The sequence below is a fragment of the Cytobacillus sp. Hm23 genome, assembly GCF_051842895.1.
Taxonomy (GTDB): domain Bacteria; phylum Bacillota; class Bacilli; order Bacillales; family SM2101; genus Nanhaiella.
Genome location: NZ_JBPXRQ010000004.1, coordinates 91038 through 113972, shown reverse-complemented (window position 1 = coordinate 113972; position 22935 = coordinate 91038). Strand labels below are relative to the sequence as shown.

The following is a 22935-nucleotide window of genomic DNA, read 5'->3' as shown; positions in this document are numbered from 1 at the left end:
TATGTATTTATCTTTTTTAATAGACAAGTTCAACTCGAAGTTCCTTTATGATAAGTAATGCGCCAACACCGTAAACGATGAGATTTGCTAATGGCACTACTGTGAAGGCATAGTCTACAAAAATCCAACCTAATATAATAGATGATAGACAAGCACTTAATGTAATAAATAAATAAGCTTTACTTTTATAAATCCACACATAAGGAAGAAAGTGTGAACCGGTGAGAAGTCCAATAGTAAATGGTAAGTATTGAGGAATTAGCATGTATACAATGATATAAAGAGGTATATAAAATGCCTGAGGAACAGCAATAATACATGCTAATATACCTATAGGGTTATGCGTTACAAGTAAATTAATACGGAGAATCTTACTTATTAAAAAACCTAATGGAAAAATCGAGGATAACCCAAATAGCCAAATAAAATGAACGATCTCTTTAGGGAAAATTACGGGTAAAAGTGAGGTGATAAAAAAAACGATTGTCCCAGATAGTAAGAAAGGGAGTCCTTTTTTTGCTTCAACTATGAGTTCTGATTGCATATCTTTGAGCGTACTGTACATAAAATTCCTCCTTCAAATGAAATATATATAGCATGAAATCATCACCTGAAATTAAGATGAAATTTGAACACAAAAAAACAAACACCAAAATGGTATTTGTTCAGTCTGTTTTACTCAATTTTCCATCATTACCCTCATCAAGACCTGTCGTATTATTAACGACTTGAGAAACTAAATTTAATCCTTGGTCCATAGGGTTCATAGATTCTGCTTTTTGACCAATTTCTTTAGATTTTTGTTGTTTTTTCATACGTAGCTTCCCTCCTAAAATGTAGCGTTTGTAAATAATGAAAAATTATTCAAGCTAATTCTTACTATCAAAGTGAAAACAGAAAAACCTACGCCTGAATTGTAGGTTTTTCAAGTACGAAGCTTACTTGATTTGGAAAAGAGGGTGCTACAAAATATATATCATCGCAAGAATATAAGATAAAACTCCATGTCGAAAAAAAACGCCATTTAGGCGTTTTAATACATAGCGTGCTCAAGCTTCTTAACCGAAGATAAATAACAATCAACGCGAAAGAAGCCAATAACACATAGATTCAGATGTATGTATGTTTCACTTTAGAGGTTTCTGAGTGCTGTAAGCAGGTCTTCAGGCTCTAGCCGTTGCATATAATTTGGGTTAACATATGAAAATCGTATTCTACTAGTCTCATCAATCATAAATGTTGAAGGTACTGGTATAAGCCAGTTTCCACCTCCATTGTATTCAGATAAATCTAATCCAAACTCATCATATACTTCCTTCACTTCTTGCGGAACATCGAATAACACATTATACTTTGCAGCTGTTAAGCCTTTTAAATCACTAACTACTTCATAAGATAAATCATTTTTTTCTTTAATTGTTAATGAATTATCTGGAGTTTGTGGGCTGATGGCAATTAAACTCCCACCAATTTTTTTAATGTCAGGTAGTATTTCTTCGTATGCACGTAGCTGACGATTACAATATGGACACCAAGATCCACGATAAAATGTTAAAATGATGGGTCCTTTTGTTAATTCCTCATATAAATTGACTTGATTACCATTTGCATTAGTTAAAGTGAAATCACGTGCTTTATGACCAACAGCTAGTCCGTTAGCTATACCAGCTTGTTGAAGTGAAGCTATTGAATTTTCTAATACAGTAAAAGCGTTCATTGGCATAGTTGCTTTGCTTTGACGTGTAATTGTGTCTAAACTTGCCTGTAGTGTTTCCATTATAATACCCCATTCCATAATTATGTTATTTAATACTATAATAACGTCAAAAGACCTATTACTAAAGTAATAAGTCTTGAGTTTGAGATTTCTTTATAATCTACTGTGAGAACAAAGAGGTTTTATTGAATGTTCAATATGTTAACTCAGTTATTAAAATAGGAGATTTTTTTCGTCTAACATATGAATTAAATCATCCTCGTATTGAGTTTATACGTGGTTTCATGTGTTTAGTGGTTGAGAAAAGGAGGATTTAAGAAAGTTTTGGCGCAAATACATAATTTAACAATTTATATAAAATAAGTATAATTTCATATAAATTAATCATAATAGATATTATTAACGAATTCAATAATCTATTATTAGCATGTAGTAAAGTGATAAGTAATAATAGAAGCAAAATGAAGTCCACACTTTACTTAATTTATAATGGGTTTTTAGGAAGTGAAATGATGAATCTAGATCAAATAAATGAGTTAGGACTACAAATCCAACTAAAAGCGATTCATTTATTAACACCTTTGCTAAGCTTTTTAGTACTGTGTATTATATTATTACTATATTTATTGTTAATTAGAGATTCGATTAAACTAACATCATTAAAATACCATTTAGGCATTGGTATCATTCTAATAGCTGTTTTGTCAGTAGTTCATTTTTTTGATTATGAGCAAGCTTTAGCAAATGATGAGACGTTTCCATCAAGGTTTGAAAACTGGAAATTTGATCTAGTGTATCCATATATTAATCAGTTACATGTGGAAAGACAGGACATAAAAAGCTTCTCTTATGATGAAAATCTTGAACGTGAAGTGAGAGAAGATAGAGAACGCTTTGAATTTTTTTCAATTGTTTATACGAATGAAGAAACGAAAGATTTAGTCCCATTAACTATTGATTATATGCAGGATGGAAAGTCAAAAACAATATCAGGGTTATTTAAAGTAATGATTGATGATAATGCTCAAAAACCATATATTACATATCAACGTCTGGAACAAACATTACCTCACGGCTACAGAGCTGGAATGTATAATCTACAAGTACATGTAGACCAGGGGTCTGACCCTCGACTTGGTAATGCGTTAAAGTGATTATGTTGCCACAGTTATACTAAATAAAAACAAGTCTTATCATATGCTGAAGTAAATTAACATTATAGATGTGGAAATAAAAAATTGATTACCGATGTAATGGAGCAATTAAAAGATCAAGAAAAAAATAATTAACATAACTTTGTCGATATAGTAAAGTGGGGAGGATACTCCCCACTATTTTTTGTTTACCTGTGAATTAAGTTCTACGTCGTCTTTATCTGGATCTTTGTCAAAGTTAAATACTGATGCGAGCTCTGGAGTGTCGCTAATGAGCTTTGCAATATATATAAATCCTATAGCAGAAACCCCAGTCATAATCCAGCTGAATGCTTGTCGTAAAAGGATTCCTTTATCAAAAGCATCTACGCCGTACTCATTGATTAGCCATGTTTTAATTATTGCCAACACGATGCTTCTTACAGCAAATACAATCGTAATCAATTGGAATACAATGAGAAATTTCTTTTGAAAAAATATCTTTTTACTTTGTTTTTTGTCTATTCCTTGCAACTCAAAAATATCTAACGCAAAGTATAGTGTAAGTGGTTTATTCGTTAATACAGTAGCTAAATAAAAAGCTGCCATAGCATAAGCAAAAAATACTTGATTCCATAATAGTTGCAAAGCAGAACCTGCTAACACTTCAATAAGTGTCCCAATTACTAGTGTAGCAAGCATATAAATTCCAAAGACATTAACTTTCTTAAGTTGGAAAAATCTGTATAGGCTATAAATGATTCCTGGTACAGACGAAAGAAGCATAGCATAATAATCTCCTATATAATCTCTACCAAGATTCCAAACTACTAATGGGAATACGACATAAAAAATGATATCAAAAATGACTACATTATTTTTCAATAGAAAAACAGCCCCCTTGTTCAATTGACAGGAAAAAATAATTATATGTAACGGATTGGTAACATGAAATAGAAAAAATAGTTGTGTACTTGTAAGTTATTAAGTTCCCTCGGAACGTTTCCTTGTAACAAAAAATCGATATTTTTCAATGAGATACGACTTACTCATGAGGCTGTTTAACGACTAAGCCGAGAATTTTAGCAAATCCAATAGCTTGCTCTTGAGATATAATACAGCCTTCTAATTGTTCAACCGACACAGTTAAATTCTCAAAAGAACAGCTACTTAAATCAATTCCTTTTAAGCTTGTACCTGCTAGATTTGCTTGGTGCATCTCGCATCTATTAAATTCAATATTTTTGAACTTGGATTTGTAAAAATCAGCGTGACTTAATGAGCACGAGTTAAAATTAACATTTTTTTGATCGGAGAACCCAAAAGATGCATAATTTGCAAAGCAATCGTTAAAAGTAACATTTCGTAAAGCAGCTCCTGATAGGTTCATACCTAATAGTTTGGAATCTGTCACCTTCACCCTATGAATAATACCATTGCTAAAATCAACATTAGACAAATCACATTTGTCAAAAATGACATCGGTCAGCTCAATATTTCTGAATGATATATTAGTAAATATAACATTTTTAAAGAGTATTTTTTCGAAGGAAATTCTTTCAATACATTTATTTGAAATTTCACAATCATATATTGAACCATTGTTGAAATATTGATCAACTTCTAGTTGGTTATTAAGGTCTAGTTGTGGTAAATTGTCGGGGACTTTTGGTAACTGCAACATAGATTTCTTTTTCTTATTATTCATAGCATACACCCACTTTAAATACAGGCTTTTTTCTCATTTATTGTTGCTTTTCGTACTAAGAACTAAGTACGTATAAACCAGGTATTTGTGGCATCATTTCCTATTTAAAATGAGGTCCATTGCCATAAAATTGTTAATAGCTTACCTTAATTAGTCTCATTAGCAACAAAGTTTACGAAAAGAGCCAAAATATAACATTCAACTTACAAACTAGTTAAATATTATCAAATTTGTGATGATGGTGTCTAGTTTCATATTATTCGAAAATTATTGAATAAACTGTTCAAGTATTATAGAATTAACATAAATATCCTTTTGGAGTGATGAAAATGAAAGTGTTAAACACTTCAACTGCAAAAAGAGAATCTTATGCTGTTAAATTTGATTTTTCGTTAATGTGGGAGAGTGCTCTCGGCATAGCAGCAATAACGTATACGGAGATGTTAAGTACATTAGACCAACCGCAAGATTATTGGGATAATATCTTCGATTCTATTACAGGTGAACTATCAAAAGAATTAGATCTTGTACAAAAAGAAAATACATGGAAAGCTCTTCTACAACTACTGCATGAATCTAATTCACAATCGATTAGTGAGTTTACTAACTTCGTTTTAAATGTTGAGGATGAACAAATACGTTTTTACTGTTTACCGTATATGGGTAATAATTATGAGCAAATAAGAACAGCAGCAGCAAAAGGTGATCAAATAGCGATTCAGCGGTCAATAGAAATAACAAGCGGGCATAAATTCTTTCCACATTATATAAAATTCATTGCAAATGTTGATATTTCCATATTACGTGAGCATGTCATAAACGTACTAACTAAGTGGTACGAGGAGATAGTGTTGCCTAACTCAGAACATTTAACGAGTATTTTAACTAGGGACGTTAACTTGAAGAAAGAACAAAAAGCAAAACTTACAGCTGAAGAATTTGTATCGTGGGTAACGGGAGGTATTGAATATTTACCCGAACCGACTGTTACTCATGTACTACTAATACCACATTTCATATATAGACCATGGACCATCGAGGCAAAAATAAAAAATACAAAGATATTTTATTATCCTGTTCATAATGATAGCATTCATCCAAACGATAAGTATGTAGCTGATCATTTGTTGATGTTAAAGCATAAAGCACTTGGAGATGTTTTTCGACTAAAAATTCTAAAATTGTTGTTTGAAAAAGATAGGAGTTTACAAGAACTCACTACACTTTTAGACATCTCAAAATCAACGATTCACCATCACTTAAGTATACTTAGATCAGCTCGACTTGTATTAGTCAATCGCAGCATTTATTCATTAAATATACATGTGCTTACAACGTTAGACTTTGAACTGAAGCAATATTTAAATAAATAGGGAGTGGAGTGTAATTGGAGTCAGCTATCTCATCTCGTAATGAACGACAAAAACTTGAGTTTAAAAAAAATTATCCGATATTCCGTTATTTAGGTGGAAATCTAATCTCTTTTTTTGGTGACCAAATTTATTTAGTAGCCTTACCATTAATCGTTTTAGCAATCACTGGGTCACCCCTAAGTATGGGAATCTTTGCAGCATTAGAACGATTACCAAATATATTAATACCTCTAACTGGTCCTTTAGCAGATCGTTTAAATCGTAAAGCAGTATTATTAGTTTGTGATTTTTGTAGAGGTTTGATTGTTGCAGGGATAGGTATCTTATTTACTCTAGAACATTTAGAAATGTGGCACCTTTATGCATCAGCAGTGGTATTAGGTATTTTAACTCAGTTGTATAGCACAACACAATTTGCGAGTATACCTACTCTTGTACAAAAGAAAGACCTACATACGATAAATTCACTTCAGTCTATTATATTTAATACCGGCGTTCTCGTCGGACCAACATTAGGCGGACTGATCATTAGTTTATTCCACCCAGGCTACGCATTAATCCTCAATAGTTTTAGTTTCTTCCTCGCATTTTGTGCTGTAGCTACCATTACCATTCCATACGAAAAACCGCTGAAAGCCGAAGACAAAATACTAACAAGTTTTTTTTCAGATTTAAAAGTAGGCTTTGAATTTGTGTTTAAAACAAAAATTCTCAACTATACAAATATCGTTTTGATGATCTCCACATTTGGAACGACCTTATTTTTAACCGTGTTAATTTTTCATCTAAAGAGCACCGTTCAACTAGGAGAAATAAAAATAGGTATACTCCTTTCAATTGGTGGAATTGGCGCTATTGTTGGATCATTACTTACAAATATTATTAAAAAATATGTCTCTTACTTAAAGATTGTTTTTTTCTCATTGTTAATGGGAGGATTATCAATCATACTTTTTGGGGCAGCAACTTCCTATCTTTTATTAATCATTGCTAACGCAATAGGAACGATGTCAGTAGCGCTTATTAATCCATGTATCCGTACAATTAGGCAAACAAATACACCTGGGCATCTATTAGGGCGTGTTCAAGCAACGAGTAGATTTATTACTTGGACATTACTTCCAGCTTCAGCCCTATTGGCTGGTTGGCTTTCCATATTGGTAGGTACATCATCAGTCATTATAATTGGAGGGGTAATTTGCTCATTGTCTGCATTTATTTTGTTATGTTTAATCAAGTTTTCTCATCACTGAAGTTTTTGGAAGAATTGATTAAAAAGAAGATTCAAAGTAAAAAGAACCGTACAATAGACAAATATGTACGGCTAAAAAATGGCTTTAATGTATTTTTTGTAGGAAATCATTTTCTAAACTATAAACACCATTACCTTCAATAGATTCAAGATATCCGTTTAGAAGGTAAACACAAGTGTTCTCATCGATGCCATAATTTATATGGTTAGTAAATTTATTGGCTGCGTTTCTTAAATGAGCTTCATCATTCCATTGTGAAAAATGTACAGCAAGCAATACATCAGATATTAAACCTAATCCCTTTCTATATTGAAATTCGTTATGTTCATTATCTTTAGGAGAAATAATACAAAGTTCAGGACTTATTAAAGCGCCTGCGGAAAACCCAGCAATAGGTATACCTAACTCATAGCTTTCTTTAATAGTGTTGGAAATAGCAGTCTCGACAATATAGTCAGCATATAAATTCGTATTCCCTCCGCCAATAATTATTCCTGAACTATTTTTTAAACAATCTACAACTTTTTGAATGGGTGTTGAAGGAAGCGGTAAAAAATAGAATTGATCTAATCCTAATTCTTCTAATGATTGTGTGTATTTAGGCATATATTGTTCCCAGCCATCCCTTTCTATAAATAATATTGAGACAGGAGCATTTGATGTTACGTTTGTTACAAACTGTTTTGCCATTTTTAATGTGAATGGGGGACTGCCTCCAAAAAGAAATAAATGTTTTTCCATCATATCACCTTCTTTTTTTATAAAATACTATACCATTCATTTGTATTATAGAAACTAGAGTCTAATAAAAAATGACAGATAATCAACTTATTTATAATCTATAACTTTCTTGATAAAATGATTTCAAGCATTGTAAAATTACAGAAAAGAATACTGAAAATGAATGAGATCGTATTTGTTACAACTAACAAAGGGAAAATAGCTTCTGCTCAGAAAGCTTTATCAAAAATAAAAGTGATGCCATTTGAAGCTGAATTATTAGAACCCAGAAGTGATGATATTAGAGAAATTGCAAAGCAAAAAGTGATTCAGGCTTATGAATTAGTAAACACCCCATGTATTGCGATGGATTCTGGTTTTTTTATCAAACAACTAAATGGCTTTCCAAAAGCTTATGTGAATCATATGTTAGATACAATTGGCATAGAAGGAATACTTAAACTGATGGAAGGTGAGTCGGATAGATTTTGCGAATTCAAATCATGTGTTGCATTTTATGATGGTGAAATGATGAAATACTTTGAAAGTCATTCACCAGGATATGTAGCTAATACTATTAGAGGTCAAGAAAATAAAGATAAATGGTCGGATTTATGGTACATATTTATTCCGGAAAAGTTCAATAAAACTTTAGCACAATTTGATGAAGTAGATTTTAATACATATGCTAAAAATAAAGAATCGAGCTTAGATAAGTTTGGTCAGTGGTTCATGAACAAATATAGTAAGATTGGACTAGCATGACATATTAATAGATGTATAGCTTAATTTATAAAATATAGCAAACGATGTATGCCAGAAGCATAATTTATCAGAATTAACAGCTGAGTGAGTATCTCTCCTCAGTTTTTTTGTTTGCAAATTTTATTCATTGAACGAAAATAATCTGTTTTGTACGATCTCCTACAAATCCTAGAGTGTCCTATGTAAAGTACAAGGTGATATGATCTTTTCTGTTAATAACTAATTAAATATTTTCGTATGTTATAAATAAGCAACGCAAGGTCGAGAACATATAAATTGGTAATTAGTTTTAGAAATGGTAGGTAAATAGGAAAATATATACTTGACGATGATAATCATTATCAAGTATGATATAACTCGTAAGTTTATTGATAATGATTATCATTATTATTAGTAAGTGAGGTTAATAAAATTTATGAATATAAAGGATGGGTTGAAATGAACGGGATGCATACAAATATAACTACGATGTTATCTCAAACAACTTTCGATAACGAAGAACAAAAAGCTCTATCATACATTAACAAGGAAAAACCTGAATTGCTTGATACATATATAAATAATATTCATGCAGGTAGAAGAGGTATTTTTCAACGTTTGTTTCAATCTCTTGTTCGGGAGAGAATCATTAGTGAGGAAAGAATTACTTGGCTTGAAGGTAAGCAGTTGACTATTCGTGTAAGATTGTCTGATGTCCAGTGGCTTCAGGCTGATGTGAAGAAATTACATTCTCTTGGTCGATTTGATTTAGCAGGAGATATAATGCTATGTAGTCATAAGAGTTCTCATAAGCTTGCTCATCCTACTGAACTTTTAAAGTTATTAAAAAATGAAGGTTTGTTTGCAGGTGTTGATGATAAGCAGTATGAACGATTCAAACTAGAAATTCAAAACGGAGTTGCAAATTTAGCGCTAGCATTAACCGCAGCTGAAAGAAGAAAACAAGATTTTCCTGAATATATACAAACATCCATGGAATGGGTAATCAAGCAGCGACAAAAAAGTGCAAACTATAGTCCACTTGCTTTTTTTGAACAGTGGGTTGTTGAAGGACATACGTTACATCCAGGTGCAAAGACTAAGCTAGGTCTTGAAGTTGGAGATGTAGTTCATTATTCACCAGAGTGGGGTGCTTCTCCAAAAGTTGTAATTGTAGCCGTTTCTAAAATGTACTGTCAAACAACTTCTGTTAATGATTTGACGGTAACAGATTATTTGTATGAAGAGTACACAGGATTACAAGAAATAGTTGAAAACTACTTAATAAAAAGTGGGCTTAATCCTGACCAGTTCGACTTAGTGCTAGTTCACCCATGGCAATTTGAGCATACGCTAGGTGACTTGTACAAAGATGAACTTGAGCAGCAACACATCATACCTATCCCTAGATTTTCAATATCAACACAGTCTTTAATATCCTTTCGTTCCTTAGCACCGATTCAGCGTTGGGGACAGCAAAAACATCATATAAAAACAGCTATTAATGTACAAACAACTAGTGCAGTACGAACTGTTTCACCAAATTCAGTTGAGAATGGACCAATGTTATCAAAACTATTTGCTGTCATCCAACAGAGAGAAAATCATTTTGACAATAGTTTTATCATTCTTCAAGAACGAGCTGGTAGCTATTTTCAACCACTTAATCAACAATTATCAAATGATGAAAGATGGACGTATCAAGCAAATCTAGCTTGTATTTTAAGGGAAAATCCAGAGAACTATGTTAGTTGCGAAGAGGAAATCGCAATGCCTGCAGCTGCCCTATTAGCACAGTCACCAATTAGTGACAAAAAAATTGTGATTGAATTAATAGAAGAGTTGGCAGATCGATTGCAAACATCAAATAATAAAGAGGCTGCGTCATTATTTATATTTAAATATGCTCAAGTGTCATTACGAGGCTTTTTGACTTTAATGGTTAGATATGGAATCAGTTTGGAAGGGCATATGCAAAATAGCGTTTCCGTTTTTCGTAATGGAGAGCTCGTAAAAATGATTGTAAGAGACTTTGGTGGCATAAGAGTGCTACCCGAAAGGTTAGAGAAACAAGGGCTTCATGCAACGTTTTATCCTAATTCATCCATTTTGACTAATGACGTTACTCAGTTAAGAAATATTATATCTTATTCAGTAATGCAAAATCATATTGCTGAATTAATTACTTGTATCGTACGTGAATTAGATGTTGAAGAAGAAGAATTGTGGAAGCAAGTCAATGAAGTCTGCAGTGCTATCTTTAGTAAATTGAAGGTAGATACTAATATTAACGGCGAGGCTAATGAAGATGAGGAAGCGGTATTTCAACCAATGATCGATCTAAAGGGGCTTACTACGATGAGGTTACAAGGAGATATTACATCTTATTCCTATAAAAAAGTTCCCAATCCTTTGGCGAAATGGAAAGGGGAGAATAATTGTGAGTAACATTAATGTACATACTATTGCAACGGATACACTAAGCAATTCTTTTAGAAGTTTAATAAAAGGAGAGTTACTTCGAGATGAAATAGCTGTTGCAGCATTTTTAGACGATCATTACCCTCATTTAAAGTCAAGGTTTGCTAGTTCCTTAGCAAAAGGACGTCAAGGAATTTTAAATAGATTAGTAGCATCCATGTTACGTGAAGATATTCAAGGGTTGAATTCAAATTCGTATGACTTATATGTAAAAGATGGTATACATGTATTAAATGTTCCTGCTATTAATAACGAATGGCAAAAAATTATCGAGGCTTTACATACATTTGGAATAGAGGGTAACAAGGTTTATAAATTATACCATTTATATAGCAATGATTATCTTGTTATGCCAGTAAGCACAACATATGCATTTAACAGAGTAGAAGTGGATGGGCGTATTTTGCATTTGTCTGATGGAGTTGTTCGAGTCATAGAACAATCAGTTCTATTCCTTCATCTCATGAGGGATAAAAATGCAGCAACTTTAAATAAATCAAGTGGTTGGTTGAAGCTTGCTGAGGAATTAACGAATGGTTCAGCAAATTTAACGATGTCATATGCATACTGGGAGCAGAAGAAAAAAACGTTACAGCAAAAAGTAAGTGAACTTGGTATAACTAACATTGTGGACTGGGTGAGCTTGCAAAAAAAACAAGATCCAACATTTAATTCGAGTTTATTTTTCGAACAATTATGTGTCGAAGGTCATAATTTACACCCTGGAACAAAGACGAAAATGGGCTTAAATCCAGCAGAAGTGTTTCATTATGCTCCAGAATTTGATGGAGTACCAGATATTCAATTTGTCGCAGTGAGGAAAGATTATGCCGAATGGTCTACGCTTGATCATAATAATGATGCCAATGCCTTCATCTTCAATGAATATCCTAAGTTACGAGTGACAGCCGAAAAACAATTTGCGCAACAAGGGCTCGCTATATGTGATTATGTCATAATACCAGTTCATCCTTGGCAGCTGAAAAGAGCTATACCTGTTATTTATAAAGAGGAAATTAAAAATAAAGTTGTTGTTCCAATTAGTAGTATCAAAATACCTTGCGGAGCTACATCGTCGTTTAGAACAGTCGTACCATTTACAAACAACTGTGCCATAAAGGTAGCTATAAACAGCCAAATGACATCTACAGTTCGCTCTATTTCAGCAAATACGACTAACAACGCTACTGTTTTCACTAAGCTGATGCGTCAAATTATGATGAATGAATATGATTTATTAGCAACATTTGTCCCAGTATGTGAATGCGCAGGTTTTAATTTTAAAACGAAAGAATTTACAGCGAACAAAGATACTCGTAATTTAAAAAGCAGAAATCTTTCTGCTGTGTTTCGAGAAAATATTGAAAACTTTATTGATGAAGGAGAAGTCGCAATAGTGAGTAGCTCATTGTTTGCTGAATCTCCAATAACGGAGCAACCAATCTTTGTAGATTTGATAGAAAAATATATGGAGAATAATGCAATTTCGTCTCAAAAAAATGCTGCATCCCAATTCTTTGAAGATTATATACGAACTTCACTACCTGGTTACCTTACTATGATGGTCAAATATGGGATAGGATTAGAAGGTCATTTACAAAATAGTGTAATGGTATTTAACAACGGCCGTCCCGTAAGAATGCTGTTCCGTGATTGGGGAGGAGCTAGAATATATAGGAAGCGTCTTGTAGAACAAGGGTTTCATGCAGATTTTTATCCTGGCTCAATGACATTAACGGATAATGTTAAAGACATGCATAATAAAGTATTTTATACGGTTATACAAAATCATTGCGGTGAATTAATTTTGCAAATTTGTAAGCATTTCGGATTTAAAGAGATAGAGCTTTGGAAGGTGATACATGAAATTTGTGACAATGTATTTACCCAGCTTGAAACAAAAGAGCAATATACGGAAAATGTTCGGATCGACAAGGCGGCTCTATATCAAAGGAATGTAGATCATAAGGCGCTTACAAGAATGCGTTTACAACCAGAAAGTAGTGAATATGCCTATGTGCCTGTAGCCAATCCACTTCATCAATTTACTATGCAGGACTAAGAGCAATGGAACAAGTAGAAGTACAATTAGAGCAACAAAAATCAAGGTTTGCGTTACGATCAAAAACATTCAGCATCTTTATGGGTGGCAGTTTAGTCACACGTGTAGGAGATTGGATGGATTTAGTTGTATTAAATTGGGCGGTGTTACAATTTACTACCTCACCGCTCCAGCTTGCGATCATCAATGCATGTCGGTTAGTACCAACTTTTATTTTTAGCGTACCGGGAGGCATGTTGGCAGATCGCTATGATCGTCGAAAACTATTAATATTATTGCAATGTGGAATGATGCTATTAACAGTTTGGATTGGCTTTCTAGTAGAAGGTGGGCAGTCTTATAAGCTATTTATGATAATTGTAACAGCAAGAGCTATACTAGCAGCGATGGAGCCTCCTATTCGTCAAGCATTGTTACCAGAACTAGTACCAACTAACTCCATGGCCAGTGCAATAGCGATCAATACAACGATTATTCATCTAGCTCGTATTATTGGCCCAGCTATTGCAGGGTTGTTACTTGCAGTGCTTAATATTGCGAATCTATTTTATTTAAATGCCCTATGTATGTTTGGCGTCATTTTGTCATTATTAATGATTCGATATCAATCACTTTCAGAGGTGAATAGGAAAGTAAATCATCCTACATCGATTGCTGATGCAATAGCATTTGTAAAAACAACTCCAACGGTACAGTCACTACTCATATTAGCGGTTGTGCCAATGTTATTTGGCTTCCCTTATACGACGATGATGCCACTATTTGTTAAAGAATTATATAAGTTAGGACCTGGTAGTTTTGGAATGCTGTTAGCGATTTCTTCAATTGGTGCACTAGTTGGATCTTGCTGGCTATCTATTGGAAGAGAGCTTAACAATATTGGGAAATGGTTAATTTATTCTATAATTGCTTTCGGAGGATCATTGCTTTTATTTGTTGTTACTTCTAATATATTCATTGCTAGTATCGCGATGTTCCTTGTTGGTTTAACGAGTCAGATTTACCGAACAATGAGTAGAATTACTATACAAATGCAAGTTCCAAATCGACTGCGTGGGCGAATTTTAAGCATCGCCTTAATGGATAGAGGGTTCATACCGTTAGGAGCTCTAGTAATTGGAACAATTGCTACTTGGGCTGGAACGATGTGGGCAGGAGTCGTCATGGGTTTAGGCTGTATAGTTTCTACTATTATTGTTGTTACGTATAGAAGACAAATCTATTATTTATAGAGAGTGTTTAAAGAGCCAGTTATTTGTCCACTTTTCTAGACGCTCTTAAAATATCATTACGGGAGAGAATGAAAGAATGATTGAAAACATTGTGAAGTCTCTTAAGTCGGAATGTGAAAAACCCTTTTGTGCGCATGTATATGATTTAGAACATTTGCGTACTCATGCGAAACAGTTAGTGACAACACTCCCTTCATCGTGTCAATTATTTTACGCGATTAAAGCTAATTCAGATGAAACACTATTAAAAACTCTAGCACCAATTGTTCCTGGCTTTGAAGTAGCTTCATTAGGAGAGATCGAAAAAGTACGAGCAATTGATAAACATATTCCAATCTTATTCGGTGGCCCCGCTAAAACAAGAGAAGAGCTGGAAGGTGCCATTTTTTATGGTGTGTCCTTGTTTCATGTTGAGAGTATTAATGAATTACAATTGTTAAATTATATCGCAGAAGAAAAAGCTATAACTGTGTCAATATTACTACGTGTTAATTTGAGAAGTTCGGTTCCTAATGCTCAATTAAAGATGTCTGGTGTCCCTACACAATTTGGCATAGATGAAAATGACATTCCAAGCGCAGTTAACCTAGCAAAAGGTTTATCGAATATAGAACTTCTCGGTTTTCATTTTCATGCAATGTCAAATAATTTTGACTCCAAAGCTCATGCAGACTTTGTAGATCATTGCTTTAACAAAGTGAAAAAATGGGAGTTAATGTGTGAAATGGACAGTAAATATATAAATGTTGGTGGCGGAATAGGGGTAAATTACAAAGAGGTCGAACAGCAATTTGATTGGGAGGATTTCACAACGCAGCTACAAGATGTGCTAACAAAACAGAATGATTCTAATAGAAGAGTGTTGTTCGAATGTGGGAGATATGTCACTTCATCATGTGGTTACTATGCAGTTGAAGTGTTAGATATTAAACAGAATCACAACCATCATTTCTGTGTCGTTCGAGGAGGGAGTCATCACTTTAGGTTACCAGCAGCTTGGAAACAAAGTCACCCTTTTACTATCATCCCGATAGATCAATGGGCATATCCATTCACACGTCCCGAATTAAATGATGGTGTTATAACAGTAGCAGGGGAGCTTTGTACTCCTAATGACATTCTAGCAAAACAAGTATATGTGTCAAAGCTTAGAGTTGGAGATATACTTCTGTTTAGTTATACAGGTGCATATGGATGGTCAATATCACATCATGATTTTCTTAGCCATCCTCATCCAGAGCATATTTATATTCAAGCCGAAACGAACGAAATAAAGGGCTAATTGTTATAGGTGAATTATCAGAAGATAAAGTGCATCTTTTTTGCGTGTAGCAAAGCATAATAAAATTGCGAGAAAAACTGATAGGCATTTTACACCTTAATCCCATAGTTTATGAAATAAGATTTAACAATCTGTAAAGGTACAGTCCTCAGAGAATAACACGGTTCCCTTTGCATATTGCACTATAGGTTTTATAATATTGAACTAATGAGCATGATTAATTACATGGTAAATGAGGAAGCAAAAAATACATAATAAAAGCTTTTGTCGCATTTGCTTAAACGAGTGTTCGTAGTTATTTTCGTGGAGAGTAGAAATATATAAAGTAATGAGACGCACGTTACATGTTTTATAAGAGAAGTTATGTCAATTGAAGTTGAAGTTGGTTAATCTATTAGGTTTGGTAGAAAATATTTTTTTACAAATGAAAGTAAAGACTTTATATATATAGATTATATTTTAAAACCACAAGTTATTTTGATGGACTTAATTTTAAAGAAGCAATCTAGTTTAATTGTTGATAAATTAGCCTCAAAAAATGTAGAATATTATTGCAAATTTGTTTTTTTTGGTGGAAGGCATATATAATAGGAAAGAGTTTAGTAGAAAAAGCAAAAGTAAAAAAAGTCTAAGTTGTCATATGAGGAGTGATCTTTTGGAGTTAAATGACGTTATTCATGGGCACAGATCCATAAGAGAATATGAAGATAAGGAAGTTAGTCAAGAATTATTAGAAAAAATATTAGATGCGGGTATTCGTGCATCTTCTAGTGGCAATATGCAACCTTACTCGATCATCGTTACAAAAGATAAAGAGCTTAAGAAAAAATTATATAGTGCACATATGGATCAATCCATGGTTGTGGATGCACCTATTCTTTTAACGTTCTGTGCGGATTTTAATCGCATGAGGAAGTGGTTGACGCTTAATGATGCTCCTGTACATTTTGATAATTTCATGAGCTTTATGATCGGTGCCATCGATGCTACGTTAGTAGCGCAAAACTGTGCTTTAGCAGCAGAAGATGAAGGGTTAGGAATTTGCTATATGGGCTCAACCTTAGCTAATTGCGATCAAATTGGTAAACTATTAAACTTACCACCAAACGTAGTACCTGTTGTTGGGTATTCATTAGGTTACCCGGCAGAAGACCCTGCTCCACGTGATAGACTACCAAAGCAAGGGCTTGTTCATTATGATAAGTATCAAGATTATTCAAATGATGATATTTTGGATATTTATAAAGAAAGAGATGAGAAGGGTTGGAAACGTTATATGGATAACCCTAAGCTAAAGGAAATGACAGAACAATTGGGATTGAAAAATCTTGCTGAAGTCTATACCATTGCAAAATATACGCAAGAATCCCATCACGAATTTTCACAGACCGTGCTTAATTACTTAGAAAGTCAGAATTTCATGAAGAATGGTTGATTTAATTTGCCATTGTTAAAAAGCTATTAATTATTGTGTGCCTGCCCTAGTATGTTACTATGTTTTAATATTCTTAGGGTCAGGCACCTATTTAAGTAGTGGGAATAATAACTCCAAGAAGGGTTCAGCAAACAACAGCAAATGAGTGTCAGTTTGACAATTTATTAACAATTTTATGAGATATTAGCGTATTATAAAATTGAATAATTGATTCCAATGGTTTATTTTTTGCCTCGTAAATAATAGTGGTGAACCTATCACAAATAAGAAAGTGTAAAGAATACACCACTCTGTTCTAGCATCGTAAAGAGTGGTTTATATAAATCATGCTCTAATTAAGTTTTTCTAGTGTTCATTATTGTACTTCACTAAATGGTTGGTCTGCGTATGATGGAGCACAGCTATGTCGACGATTTATGAAGTATATGGCTTTTTCATTCCACACAACTTCGTGACCGAACATGTTTTTTCCAAGGCTATCATCGGTTATTTGACAATTCATTTGGTAGATACCTTCTGCTTCATTTGGAGCCCAAGGTATGCGATAATATTTGCCTTTTTTATTGCGTGTCCATAAGTTGTTTATGAGTGTCTTATCAAACTCTGTATTTTCTGACGGTTCATTTAACTCTACAGTGAAACTGTTTTTTCTTGATGTCACAATTACATTGGCATTTTCTCCATTTTTGTTAAGAGAGATGTCTCCAATATCTGTATTATAGTTGTCTGACATTGATAAGGCCGGAAGCATAGAGAGTGTTGTTTGCGCTTTGACAGCTAAATAGTCACCATTTCCCTTATCTAATAACCACGCTGCTTCTGGATATTTGATGTTTACTAATGGTATATTCCACGGTTTCATATTCTCTATTCTAACGACCATTAAAGCACAACCCACTCTATTGTCTTCAACTTGTTGAAACGAAAAATCCCTGCCTGCTAACTCTATGGCTTTCTCTTTTGGTAAACTTCCTTTTAGAAAAAAACCATTTGTTTCTAATCCTTGATAGGCATATTTACTGCTGTCATTTTTTTTACTCATTTTATCTCCTCCTGAAATTTTGTGCGATATATCGCAATTTGAAATGTTATGAAAAAACATATATAAATTTTAAATATTACACGCAATTATTACTTACCACGTATTTTTTATTAATAAAATTATTGTTTTGAAGCTCCTTAGAATCGCTATCTACAGCATTGAAACGTTAAAAGTATACACATTTGTGTAATATCTTGATTTGAAGTATAATAATGAAAAATTGTTTGGTCAATAGAATTTTAAAAGTATACACATACCCTATAAAGATGTGTATTATATGAGGAGTTTGATATGAAAGAGACTAAAAATGAATTATCTAAACGATCTCAGCGTTTGATTAGAGAAGCGCTAATCGAACTTTTAAAAGAAAAAAGTTATAAGAGTATTACAATTAAAGACATAGTAGAGAGAGCTGAATTAGCAAGAAAAACTTTTTATTTAAACTATGAATCAAAAGAAGAAGTAATTAGTCATCATATTGCATTACTTTATGAAAAACAACTTAGTCCTTTCAACGATGATATAGATCCAATCAATTACATTATGGACACATATCTACGTATTTGGAATGAAAATATAGACTTGATTATATTGCTGAAAAATCAAGAATTATCAGGTCTACTACGAATCTTAGAAAAAGAAATTGAAGATGTTGGCCATAAAATGCATTGCAAGGCATTCATGAACCTAAGTGAGGCGGCACATTATTATGCACCTTCATATTATGCAGGTGCTATGTTAAGTATTTTGGATAAATGGGTTGATAACGGAATGAAGGAAAATATTGAAACGATTAGAGAAGTTTTCTTTGAACTGATGAGATTTAGATTACCAACTTCTGCTATACAATTATCTGAAATATCTCATACAACATAGTATATACATATTAGACACTCATTTAGTTATGGTAGGCTGGACCTTACAAAGAAAAAGACGGAGTCCATGTCTAATTAACCAAAAACCTCCCGACTATCTACTCCACTCCTGTAGCACTAGCATGTCCTCTTTTTTTGATTTGAGATATGTAGTGCTTTCTTATTTATTCTTATGCAAGATTTGGTGTATCTTTATTTTTCTCATCTGCTGTCTGTTGCTTTCTGGCCTCACGAAATACACAGTTTACAGTCATATATAGAGATTTTCTTAATAGACTAGAACCCGCCTTTAGTAATTTTGTTTTGTAAAACAAGATTAGTATGTTATATATGGCTCTTTTGGCATTGTGTGTTGTTTTCGTTCTATGATATAAATACTTATACATCTACCATTCGTGTCATCTTTTCTTCTGTACAACGATGACTGTTGCATAAAACAACATCATTATTCCTCTAGTATATTAACCACGCCACTTAGTTTACGATTAGTGCAGAAAATAAAGATTGTTAAAACTTACTTATTTTGAAATAATTAGATTATATAAATGGAAGTTACTAGGTTGTTTAGGAGTGTATGGTGTGGAAATGCAGCCTTATATTAATGAATATTTACCCGAATTGAAGAGGTATTGTCGTATGTTAACAGGTACGCCATGGGATGGTGATGATTTATACCAAGATACGCTTTTAAACGTTATTAAACGTTCATCTAGGCTCAACGATCACCCTAACCCAAAAGGGTATCTTTTTAAAACAGCAACAAATCAATGGAGAGACACGATCAAAAAAACAAAGAGGGAGGTTATTGATGGAGAGGTTGGTATCGCTGAAAAAATAACTGACATAAGTTTAATTGATTCTGTAGAAGTACTCATTTCCCTACTACCTTTCAAACAAGCTGCAATTATTTTACTCACAGAATACTTCGGGTTTAAGTCAAAAGATATAGCTGAGTTATTAGAAATGACTAATGGGGCAGTTAAAGCTGCTTTAAATAGAGGTAGAATGACTTTAACAAAAATGAAAAGTGTTCAAATGAAGAGTAACGACCCTATACCAACGATCCTTAATCGTTTATTAAACAGCTTAAAGAAGAACGATTTTCAGAGTATAGTTACTACTTATCATATCCTTGTCTCTCGAGGTGTAAAGGTAAATAGAGATGATCAGTTCTTTACATTTGAGTTGTACGATCCTGATGGGAATCGTTTTTTTTTCAAAGAAAAAATATAAATTTTTTCCGTATCTTTTTTATGTTTTATGCCGTTATTTATATAAAGGAGGCGATTTATATGAAAACAGTTAAAAGAATTGATAGTGTTTTTGTCCCAGTAACAAATATTGAAAGATCTGAAAGATGGTATATGGAGACTTTTCCTTTTAAAGTTGTATACCGAAGCAGTGACGGGCAATATGTAGGTTTTCGATTTAATGATGGAGGGGAGTTGAAAACTGCCTTAACCTTATACAAGGTTGAAACAATGCCACAAATTCATCATCAAACCTTTAATTTTTACTGTGAAGATGTTGATAGTTTTCATACTTATTTAACAAATCAAGGGAATAAAGTAGGTGAAATCCATGGAGGAGACGGAATGAGATTCTTTGATTTGTTTGACCTTGACGGAAATATATTGGGTGTTGTGACATTTTAGGAGCTGTATATAATTTATGATCAATCACGGAGGAGACACAATGAGTACTTTCATACAAAGAGTGGGTACTACATATGTACCAGTAGAAGATCCCAAGAAGGCATCAGAGTGGTACCAGCAAAACCTTGGAGCGAAAGAAACATTTTTGAATCATGATAAGGTAATACTTGACTTAGCCAATCAAAGTTTTTTTCTTGTGAAAGCAAAGCAAGGAGAAAGAATAGGGTTTCTCGATTATAATGAATATGAACATTTTACAATGACTTTTGAGGTAAATGGGCATAGTGAATTAGCAAAGTTTCATATCTTACTTAAAGCAAAGGGAGTAAGAGTAGGAGAAATTGAAGATCGTGGGCACCCAGGTAACAATTTTGTTTTTTATGATCTTGATGGAAATAAGTTTGATGTATGGAGTGAGTTGAGTCCTGTGTTTAAAGAAAAATACCAAGTTGATTAAATGATATATTTGATACCCTCGGAAAAGTGTATTGAATAATTAATTGTGTAAATTTCCTGCTTGATGTATACGCGTTTTAGTTCTGGTACGTTAAGCAATACTCATTGGGGAATACAGCATTATGAAAAGAATTTTAAAATGAGTAGGGTTTGTTCCAATACAAACCCTACTCATTTTAATTAGAGATTTTTTAAGCTTGCTTTCTGTCATGAACAATGGGACATATTTTGCAAAAATTTCTTTGATCCCCAACTAAGTATGATAAACAACAGCTTGTCCGCTTATAAGCTGGTTGAATGTTATGTTTTGATTTTTTGAATTTCGAAAATGGGTTATGATCATGTGAACCAAACAAAGGACTTGGCGCTTCTTGTAACAAATAATTGTAATCATCAGTAATCGTTTCTTGTAAGTGATTATACTGACAATCAGTTAACAGTTTTTCATACATCCACTTTATGTATATATATAGGTTTTCCCACATTATGGCTATGGATAGTTTGCATTTTTTATTTATTAACGAAAATAAAACGTCTATGTGATTTGAAAAAACTTGTGTTAAAATATCATTTCTCCACTTGATCCGATTACGATCAGACGCGTCTTCTATTGATACGTTGTTCAACTTGAAAAATGGCTGCCAAAGTGTCTCACGTTCTTCCAGCGATTCAATAGCTACATTTTTAATCGAAAAGTCCACCTTTTTATTTAGTGCACTCATCGCATATAATGCAATTAAAACCGCAAAGCTGTATCTTTTCACAAAAAGAGAGCTAGCTACCATAATGTTAGCAGACTTAGTTTGCTCTTTAATATAAACTAAATAATTGTGTAATATTTGTTCATCAAGTAAGTCTTCTGTGTAAATTGACAACAATGAAGGTTTAGTTGTTATTGATAATCGGTATTCCTCTTGTAAGATCTTTAATTCTTCAGCTGTAAACGAGCTCATGATGCTTTTTCACCTCATTTAATATACGCCTGCCTCTCCCGTGTGGAATGCACATTGGTGTTCCAAAAAGGGGATCAGCTGTTACATCACAATTCATTTGAAAGACTTCCATAACTAGCTTAGCGTTAATCACTTGTTCCGGTTTCCCGTGAGCAAACACTTTTTTATCTTTGATAGCGATCACGTTATGAGCATACCTGCAAGCTAAATTTAAATCGTGAAGAACCATTATAATCGTTCTATCTTCTTTATCGTTAAGTTCAAATAATAGATCTAATATTTCTATTTGATGAGTCATGTCTAAATAAGTCGTCGGTTCATCTAATAAAATTATATCTGTGTCTTGAGCTAACGTCATGGCAATCCAAGCCCGTTGTCTTTGTCCACCCGACAATGAGTCTACAAAACGATCAGATAGTTCCTCCATACCTGTTGCTTTAAGTGCTTGGGAGACAAGTTTTTCATCTTCTTCAGACCACTGGCGATACCAAGTTTGATAAGGGTATCTTCCTTGTTTCACTAATTGTAAGACTGTAAGTCCTTCAGGAGCTATAGGCCCTTGTGGTAAAATAGCTAATCTTTTAGCAATTTCTTTAGTCGGTAATTTAACAATAGCATCTTGTTCAATGAAGATTGTTCCCGCTCGGGGCTTCAGAAGCCGAGCTAATGAACGAAGAAGGGTAGATTTCCCGCATCCATTACTTCCAATAAATACTGTAATTTCTCCTTTTGGGATAGTTACATCTAATTCATCTATAATAATCGAATCACTATATGATACCGTCAATGATTTTGTTTCTAATGCTTTCACTTT

The 22935-nt window shown here is 33.4% G+C and carries 23 protein-coding genes; 13 read left to right on the top strand and 10 right to left on the bottom strand.

Features of this window, described 5'->3' with window-relative positions; all coding sequences use genetic code 11:
* Positions 1-16 precede the first annotated feature (16 nt).
* The 3 genes from ACSVDA_RS04085 to ACSVDA_RS04075 form a co-directional block, all read right to left on the bottom strand.
* Entirely contained in the window at positions 17-565 is a 549-nt protein-coding gene (locus ACSVDA_RS04085; RefSeq protein ID WP_485881060.1) for a DUF7010 family protein, read from the bottom strand.
* Between the two features lie 100 nt (positions 566-665).
* The gene (locus ACSVDA_RS04080; protein ID WP_485881058.1) at positions 666-815 is read right to left on the bottom strand and encodes a hypothetical protein; all 150 of its coding nucleotides are present in this window, start codon (positions 813-815) and stop codon (positions 666-668) included.
* Between the two features lie 317 nt (positions 816-1132).
* The gene (locus ACSVDA_RS04075) at positions 1133-1777 is read right to left on the bottom strand and encodes a peroxiredoxin-like family protein (protein ID WP_485881056.1); all 645 of its coding nucleotides are present in this window, start codon (positions 1775-1777) and stop codon (positions 1133-1135) included.
* A gap of 452 nt (positions 1778-2229) precedes the next feature.
* Here ACSVDA_RS04075 and ACSVDA_RS04070 point away from each other — a divergent pair, with 452 nt between their 5' ends.
* Positions 2230-2871, top strand: a complete 642-nt coding sequence (locus tag ACSVDA_RS04070) for a hypothetical protein (RefSeq protein WP_485881054.1) — start codon at positions 2230-2232, stop codon at positions 2869-2871.
* 177 nt (positions 2872-3048) lie between these two features.
* On the opposite strand, the gene ACSVDA_RS04065 is transcribed toward ACSVDA_RS04070, so the two are convergent.
* On the bottom strand, positions 3049-3735 hold the full coding sequence (locus tag ACSVDA_RS04065; RefSeq protein WP_320209220.1) for a VC0807 family protein: 687 nt from the start codon (positions 3733-3735) through the stop codon (positions 3049-3051).
* Between the two features lie 160 nt (positions 3736-3895).
* A complete protein-coding gene (locus ACSVDA_RS04060) occupies positions 3896-4558 on the bottom strand; it encodes a pentapeptide repeat-containing protein (RefSeq protein ID WP_485881053.1) in 663 nt (220 codons plus the stop codon).
* 329 nt (positions 4559-4887) lie between these two features.
* Here ACSVDA_RS04060 and ACSVDA_RS04055 point away from each other — a divergent pair, with 329 nt between their 5' ends.
* Both ACSVDA_RS04055 and ACSVDA_RS04050 read left to right on the top strand, forming a co-directional pair.
* Positions 4888-5931: an ArsR/SmtB family transcription factor gene (locus ACSVDA_RS04055; RefSeq protein ID WP_485881052.1), complete on the top strand. Its 1044-nt coding sequence runs from the start codon at positions 4888-4890 to the stop codon at positions 5929-5931.
* Between the two features lie 14 nt (positions 5932-5945).
* The gene (locus ACSVDA_RS04050; RefSeq protein WP_485881051.1) at positions 5946-7184 is read left to right on the top strand and encodes an MFS transporter; all 1239 of its coding nucleotides are present in this window, start codon (positions 5946-5948) and stop codon (positions 7182-7184) included.
* A gap of 84 nt (positions 7185-7268) precedes the next feature.
* Here ACSVDA_RS04050 and ACSVDA_RS04045 read toward each other — a convergent pair whose 3' ends face one another.
* The gene (locus tag ACSVDA_RS04045) at positions 7269-7925 is read right to left on the bottom strand and encodes a Type 1 glutamine amidotransferase-like domain-containing protein (RefSeq protein WP_485881050.1); all 657 of its coding nucleotides are present in this window, start codon (positions 7923-7925) and stop codon (positions 7269-7271) included.
* Between the two features lie 159 nt (positions 7926-8084).
* Between ACSVDA_RS04045 and ACSVDA_RS04040 the strand changes: the two genes are divergently transcribed.
* The 6 genes from ACSVDA_RS04040 to ACSVDA_RS04015 all read left to right on the top strand — a co-directional run bounded on the left by ACSVDA_RS04040 (position 8085) and on the right by ACSVDA_RS04015 (position 17140).
* Positions 8085-8669 (top strand): non-canonical purine NTP pyrophosphatase, encoded by a 585-nt coding sequence (locus ACSVDA_RS04040; protein WP_485881049.1) that lies wholly within the window; start codon positions 8085-8087, stop codon positions 8667-8669.
* A gap of 438 nt (positions 8670-9107) precedes the next feature.
* On the top strand, positions 9108-11096 hold the full coding sequence (locus ACSVDA_RS04035) for an IucA/IucC family protein (protein ID WP_485881048.1): 1989 nt from the start codon (positions 9108-9110) through the stop codon (positions 11094-11096).
* Complete coding sequence (locus ACSVDA_RS04030; RefSeq protein WP_485881047.1) at positions 11089-13191, top strand: IucA/IucC family protein; 2103 nt, start codon at positions 11089-11091, stop codon at positions 13189-13191. The genes ACSVDA_RS04035 and ACSVDA_RS04030 overlap by 8 nt, the downstream gene beginning before the upstream one ends.
* A 5-nt stretch (positions 13192-13196) precedes the next feature.
* Positions 13197-14423 (top strand): MFS transporter, encoded by a 1227-nt coding sequence (locus ACSVDA_RS04025; RefSeq protein WP_485881046.1) that lies wholly within the window; start codon positions 13197-13199, stop codon positions 14421-14423.
* Positions 14424-14499: 76 nt separating this feature from the next.
* Complete coding sequence (locus ACSVDA_RS04020; protein ID WP_485881044.1) at positions 14500-15705, top strand: type III PLP-dependent enzyme; 1206 nt, start codon at positions 14500-14502, stop codon at positions 15703-15705.
* Positions 15706-16360: 655 nt separating this feature from the next.
* A complete protein-coding gene (locus ACSVDA_RS04015) occupies positions 16361-17140 on the top strand; it encodes a nitroreductase family protein (protein WP_485881042.1) in 780 nt (259 codons plus the stop codon).
* A gap of 355 nt (positions 17141-17495) precedes the next feature.
* On the opposite strand, the gene ACSVDA_RS04010 is transcribed toward ACSVDA_RS04015, so the two are convergent.
* A complete protein-coding gene (locus ACSVDA_RS04010; RefSeq protein WP_485881041.1) occupies positions 17496-18182 on the bottom strand; it encodes a hypothetical protein in 687 nt (228 codons plus the stop codon).
* A gap of 291 nt (positions 18183-18473) precedes the next feature.
* Between ACSVDA_RS04010 and ACSVDA_RS04005 the strand changes: the two genes are divergently transcribed.
* Positions 18474-19058 carry a TetR/AcrR family transcriptional regulator gene (locus tag ACSVDA_RS04005; protein ID WP_485881039.1) on the top strand — a complete coding sequence of 195 codons (585 nt, stop codon included), beginning with the start codon at positions 18474-18476 and terminating at the stop codon, positions 19056-19058.
* A 169-nt stretch (positions 19059-19227) separates the two neighbouring features.
* Here ACSVDA_RS04005 and ACSVDA_RS04000 read toward each other — a convergent pair whose 3' ends face one another.
* Complete coding sequence (locus tag ACSVDA_RS04000; protein ID WP_485881037.1) at positions 19228-19443, bottom strand: hypothetical protein; 216 nt, start codon at positions 19441-19443, stop codon at positions 19228-19230.
* 199 nt (positions 19444-19642) lie between these two features.
* Between ACSVDA_RS04000 and ACSVDA_RS03995 the strand changes: the two genes are divergently transcribed.
* Genes ACSVDA_RS03995 through ACSVDA_RS03985 form a run of 3 tightly spaced genes read left to right on the top strand, consistent with a single transcriptional unit; the run spans position 19643 to position 21169 of the window.
* Entirely contained in the window at positions 19643-20290 is a 648-nt protein-coding gene (locus ACSVDA_RS03995; protein WP_485881196.1) for an RNA polymerase sigma factor, read from the top strand.
* Positions 20291-20349: 59 nt separating this feature from the next.
* Entirely contained in the window at positions 20350-20712 is a 363-nt protein-coding gene (locus tag ACSVDA_RS03990; protein ID WP_320209232.1) for a VOC family protein, read from the top strand.
* A gap of 40 nt (positions 20713-20752) precedes the next feature.
* Entirely contained in the window at positions 20753-21169 is a 417-nt protein-coding gene (locus tag ACSVDA_RS03985; RefSeq protein ID WP_485881036.1) for a VOC family protein, read from the top strand.
* Positions 21170-21359: 190 nt separating this feature from the next.
* On the opposite strand, the gene ACSVDA_RS03980 is transcribed toward ACSVDA_RS03985, so the two are convergent.
* Together ACSVDA_RS03980 and ACSVDA_RS03975 are read right to left on the bottom strand one after the other, a co-directional pair.
* Complete coding sequence (locus ACSVDA_RS03980) at positions 21360-22121, bottom strand: hypothetical protein (RefSeq protein WP_485881035.1); 762 nt, start codon at positions 22119-22121, stop codon at positions 21360-21362.
* Entirely contained in the window at positions 22102-22932 is an 831-nt protein-coding gene (locus tag ACSVDA_RS03975; protein ID WP_485881033.1) for an ABC transporter ATP-binding protein, read from the bottom strand. The genes ACSVDA_RS03980 and ACSVDA_RS03975 overlap by 20 nt, the downstream gene beginning before the upstream one ends.
* Positions 22933-22935 lie beyond the last annotated feature (3 nt).